The organism is Acidithiobacillus sp. TH-A36, assembly GCF_057473445.1.
The window spans coordinates 1-5,206 of record NZ_JBYCKP010000430.1; the positions used below are offsets into that span (position 1 = coordinate 1).

Below are 5,206 nucleotides of genomic sequence, written 5' to 3' on the forward strand. Positions count from 1 at the left end.
CTCAATGAAGGGGCGGGTAATCTGCCGGGCGCGATCAGAACGAAAGTTCATGAACAGGACGGCGTCATGATCCTGAATACAGATGGGTGTGCTGCCGATTTGTGAGGGGGCAACAAATTCATCACTTTCGCCCCGGGCATAAGCGGCCGCCAGCGCCTCCTGACCCGTGGCATAGTGGGTACCTTTGCCAAGAGTAAGCAAATCATAAGCCTGTTGTACCCGATCCCAGCGGTGATCCCGATCCATGGCATAAAACCGACCAATCAGCGAGGCCAGTTCTCCACCGTGGGCTTTTAATTCGGCGGACAGCTTTTCCAGAGAGTTTTCCGCACAGCGGGGTAGGGTGTCGCGTCCATCCAGAAAAGCATGTACATACACCCGCTCCGCTCCCCGACTTCGGGCCAGACGCAGGGCTGCAAACAAATGTTCTTGGTGGGAATGAACCCCCCCCGCCGAAAGTAATCCGAGGATATGGACCGCTCCGCCCTGAGCTTTGGCCGTATCGACTGCCGCACAAAGTGCGCTGTTTTTGTAAAAACTTCCGTCCATGATGCCACGGTTGATGCGTTCGTATTCCTGGTAAACGACCCGTCCGGCCCCGATATTGATATGTCCGACTTCACTGTTACCCATCTGCCCGCCGGGCAGCCCGACGGAAGCCCCGGAGGCATTGAGGAGGTTATGAGGGTGGCTACGCCACCAGCCATCCCAGTTAGGCGTATGGGCCAGGGCAATGGCATTATTTTCGGGATCTTCGCGATAACCCCAGCCATCCAGGATTAGCAGCAGTACGGGGCGCGGTGTGTGGGCCATCAATTTCCTCTAAACCGGGAAAGAATACAAATTAAGGGCGCATTAAAGCAGATCAGGCGAATTCTGTCATGGGGTCATCACCAGTGGTTTGAGATGCCAGATATCCGCATTATATTCCCGAATGGTGCGGTCGCTGGAAAATACGCCGCTGGCAGCACTGTTCAAAATACTCAGACGCTGCCATTCGGTCTGGTCACGCCACAATGCGGCCGCCTCCTGTTGTTTCAGCTTATAGCTGGTGAAGTCGGCCAGTACCATCCAGGGGTCATGTGGATTATTCAGGGTGTGTATGATGGGATCAAAAATACCCGGTTCAAAGGCATTGAAATACCCGCTGTGCAGGAGGTCCATCACTCTCTGCAGATCGTGGTCGGCCTGCAAATAAATTTCTGGTTGATAGTTGCCCCTTAACTGACTGACTTCCTGGGCATTCAGGCCAAACAGAAAAAAGTGTTCGGGCCCGACGGCATCGCGGATTTCAATATTGGCACCATCCAGCGTACCGATCGTCAGTGCGCCGTTCATCATGAACTTCATGTTGCCGGTTCCTGAGGCTTCCTTACCCGCCGTGGAAATTTGCTCGGACAAATCGGTGGCTGCACAAATCTGTTCCATAAGGGAAACCCGATAGTCCGGCAGGAAACAGACCCGCAAGCGACCGGCGGTATCGGCATCATGATTGACCACGTTGGCAATGTTGTTGATGAGTTTGATGATCCGCTTGGCCATGAAATAACCGGGGGCGGCTTTCCCGGCGAATAGCACATTACGCGGGGTGACTTCGGAGCCTTCACCGCGTTTGATGCGATCGTAAAGGTGAATGACATGGAGGGCGTTGAGCAGTTGCCGTTTGTATTCATGAATGCGTTTGACCTGGGTATCGACCATGGCACCCGAAATAAAATGCACGCCGGTTTGTTCCAAAACCAGCCTGGCGAGGCGGGCCTTGTTGATTTGGCGGACCGCATCCCAACGTTTGCGGAACGTGGCGTCTTCTGCAAAGGGGGCCAGAGCCTTGAGATGATCCAGGTCGTTCTTCCAGTCAGGACCAATCTGCTCGGTAAGCAGTTCCCGCAAGGCGGGATTGGCCCATTGCAACCAGCGCCGGGGCGTGACGCCATTGGTTTTGTTGTTGAACTTTTGGGGCCAGAGCTTATGGAAGTCGGCGAACAGCTCGTCGCAAAGCAGTTCCGTGTGCAGTGCGGCTACGCCGTTGACGGAAAAGCTCCCCACCACCGCCAGGTGAGCCATGCGGACCATTTGTTCGCCATTTTCCTCGATGATGGACAGGCGTTGTAGCAAGGCATTATCCCCTGGTGCCCGACGGGCCACTTCCTGCAGGAAACGCCCATTGATTTCAAAAATGATTTCCAGAAGACGTGGCAGGAGTTGGCGAAACAGGCGTACCGGCCAGCGTTCCAGAGCCTCTGGAAGCAGGGTGTGGTTGGTATAGGCCATGGTGTGGCTGGTGATTTTCCAGGCGCTATCCCAGTCCAGGCCATGTTCATCCATCAGCAGGCGCATCAGTTCCGGCACTGCGCAACTGGGATGCGTATCGTTGAGCTGAAAACAGTGATGTTTGGCAAAATGGGTAAAATTTTCACCATGTACAGCGACCCAGTCGGCCATCACATCCTGAAGACTGGCTGAGGCCAGAAAATACTGCTGACGCAAGCGTAGTTCCTTGCCATTTTCACTGCTGTCATTGGGATAAAGCACCATGCTGATATGTTCAGCATTATTTTTAGCCGCTACAGCTTCGGGATAGGCACCCGCATTGAATTCGCCGAGATCAAATATGTCGGTGGAGGCGGCGCGCCATAGCCGCAGGGTGTTGACGACCTCATTGCGATAACCCGGTATGGGAATGTCATAAGGGACAGCGAGGACATCGTGGGTATCCACCCAACGATGATGTAATTTGCCCTGAGCATCCTTATAGACATCGCTGCGCCCGAAAAAATGAATATGACGCACGCGTTCTGGTCGTTTCAGTTCCCAGGGGTAACCATTTTTCAGCCAGTGGTCGGGTTCTTCGACCTGCTCGCCCGCCCGAATTTCCTGACGAAACATGCCATAACTGTAGCGTATGCCATAACCCGTGACGGGGAGCCCCAGTGACGCACAACTATCGAGAAAGCAGGCAGCCAGACGACCCAGTCCGCCATTCCCCAGACCCGCATCGGGTTCTGTCTCAATGACGTCTGTCAATTGTCGATGTTCCTGCTCAAGGACTGTCCCGGCCGCTTCTTCCAGCCCCAGATTGAGCAGGGTGTTACCCATGGTACGGCCCAGCAAAAATTCGAGAGACAGGTAAAAAGTGCGCTTACCTTTCTCTTCCGCCACTTTTTGCTGGGTTTTTTTCCAGCGTTCTACCAGGCGATCACGCAGGCTCATGGATAGCGCGGTATATACATTAATTTTCGAGCCGGTTTCTGCTTCCGCACCCAAGGTATGAAACAGGTAATGCCGGGTATCGGAGCACAGGCTGCTGGCATCCATACCAAGAGGGGGTAAGACACAGGCGTTTTTCGCAGGACGTCTGGCAGGCATGATGTGGCTCCTCATGTGCGGATGGTCGACACTCCCATCATAGAATGATGTTATGGGGAATTGAAAGGGGTTATGGTGCCGAGATTGGCGATTATTTCCTGGATGGACATTATTTCAGATCGGCATGGCAAAGATGCTAATCTTGAGGCGATAAAAATACATTTGACCAGAGATCCGGTCAGTTATTCATCCCTTTGAAAAGGAGTCGTTCATGGCTAAATCTTTGGCAGATTATATTCGCAGTGCTCGGAGTCAAATTCGTGAAGTGGATTGCGATACTCTGGAAGACTGGCTGCGTACCCGCGACGACTTGGTGCTGGTGGATGTGCGGGAAGCCCATGCTTTTGTCGAAGGGCATCTACCCGAAGCCATTCATGTTCCTCGAGGCTATCTGGAAGCCCTTGCTGATCCGGATTACGGCCATTGCCACCCGGTGTTGTCCCAGGCGCGGGATCAGGTGGTGGTGTTGTATTGTGACAGCGGAACGCGTTCCGCACTTTCTGCCGTCACTTTGCAGGAAATGGGTTTTAACGAGGTATATAACCTGGGTGGCGGCATCAATGTCTGGGATGCAGAAGACAAGCCCATTGTGACCTGATGCGTTGAGCTTCAATATGCGTTGAGCTTCAATCGGGCCGCTGGCAGCAAGGCTTTTTGCTCCAACGTCCCTTGCCTGTTGTTCTAGGGCTCATCCTGCTGTCAGGAGAGAACTCGCCCTGCGGGCTCAAACAGCTCTCCTTACGGGCGCAGGATTTCGCCAAGAACAACAACGGCTCGGGCCAAAGTCGCTGCAAAGCCTTGCTGCCAGCGGCCCGATTGAAGCGACGGCATTAATTACTCAATCTGGCCTCCAAAATTTTCCTGGTAACGTTTTTTGAATTCGCTCCAGGTGAAATGATGATTTTGGGTGCCAGCCGTTTCAATTTTGTAGGCGCCCATCAACGAGGCAATTTTGCCACTGGTTTCCCAGCCCAGATTATGTTCAAGGCCGTAAAGCAAACCTGCCCGATAGGCGTCGCCGCAACCGGTGGGATCAAGTACTGCCTTGGGTTTGGCCGCAGGAATCTGCGTTTCCTGGTCTTCGTGGTAGATGATGGAACCCTGCTCGCCTTTGGTGACGATCAGCGCTTTCAGGCGTTGGCGCAACTCCGCGACGCTTAAGCCGGTACGAGCCTGAACCATCTGGCATTCATAGTCATTAACCGTCAGATAGTCGGCCATATCAATGAGACGGGTCAGGGTTGCTGCGTCAAACAGCGGCAGTCCCTGTCCGGGATCAAACAGTGTGGGAATGCCTGCGCGGGTCAAGTCCTCCAGATGCTGGATCATGGCCCCCAAACCATCGGGTGAGACAATGGCCCAGTGCACATCGCTGGGGATTTGTCCGTCCAGATGGTTTTCCTGGGCCATAAACATTGCACCCGGATGAAAAGCGGTGATCTGATTGTCGTCCAGATCGGTGGTGATAAAAGCCTGCGCCGTGTAATGATCAGGGAGGATGCGAATCAGATGGGTATCCAGCCCCTGCTGTTTGATATGCTCAAGGTAGGGTGTGAAATCCTGACCGGCGGTGCCGGCAATGACGGGGTTTCCTCCCAGCAGCTTGAGATTGTAAGCAATGTTACCGGCACAACCGCCAAAATCGCGACGCATTTCCGGTACGGTAAAAGACACATTCAACATGTGTACCTGCTCAGGCAGGATGTGGGCCTTGAAACGGTCCTGAAACACCATAATGGTATCAAAGGCCAGTGATCCGCAGACGAGTGTGGACATGGCAACTCCTTGTTGGGTTTTTGTCAAATTGTTGGGTTGGGTGTGGTATTTTTGCTGAAAACAG

4 protein-coding genes are annotated in these 5,206 nt (G+C 53.6%); 1 reads left to right on the top strand and 3 read right to left on the bottom strand.

Annotation, left to right across the window (positions count from 1 at the left end; all coding sequences use genetic code 11):
* A partial coding sequence (gene gpmI / locus AC2VLY_RS11130; protein ID WP_486922287.1) for a 2,3-bisphosphoglycerate-independent phosphoglycerate mutase occupies nucleotides 1-813 on the bottom strand: 813 nt, incomplete at its 3' end.
* 66 nt (nucleotides 814-879) lie between these two features.
* Nucleotides 880-3,366 (bottom strand): glycogen/starch/alpha-glucan phosphorylase, encoded by a 2,487-nt coding sequence (locus AC2VLY_RS11135; RefSeq protein WP_193651594.1) that lies wholly within the window; start codon nucleotides 3,364-3,366, stop codon nucleotides 880-882.
* Nucleotides 3,367-3,577: 211 nt separating this feature from the next.
* On the opposite strand from AC2VLY_RS11135, the gene AC2VLY_RS11140 reads away from it, so the two are divergent.
* The gene (locus AC2VLY_RS11140; RefSeq protein ID WP_193651595.1) at nucleotides 3,578-3,964 is read left to right on the top strand and encodes a rhodanese-like domain-containing protein; all 387 of its coding nucleotides are present in this window, start codon (nucleotides 3,578-3,580) and stop codon (nucleotides 3,962-3,964) included.
* Between the two features lie 236 nt (nucleotides 3,965-4,200).
* On the opposite strand, the gene AC2VLY_RS11145 is transcribed toward AC2VLY_RS11140, so the two are convergent.
* The coding region (locus AC2VLY_RS11145) for a carbohydrate kinase family protein (protein WP_486922289.1) at nucleotides 4,201-5,206 on the bottom strand (1,006 nt) is incomplete at its 5' end.

What these genes read in the sequence shown, in the direction of transcription:
- AC2VLY_RS11135 (WP_193651594.1), bottom strand. Translation starts at nt 3,366, where the DNA reads ATGCCTGCCAGACGTCCTGCGAAAAACGCCTGTGTCTTACCCCCTCTT.
- AC2VLY_RS11140 (WP_193651595.1), top strand. Translation starts at nt 3,578, where the DNA reads ATGGCTAAATCTTTGGCAGATTATATTCGCAGTGCTCGGAGTCAAATT.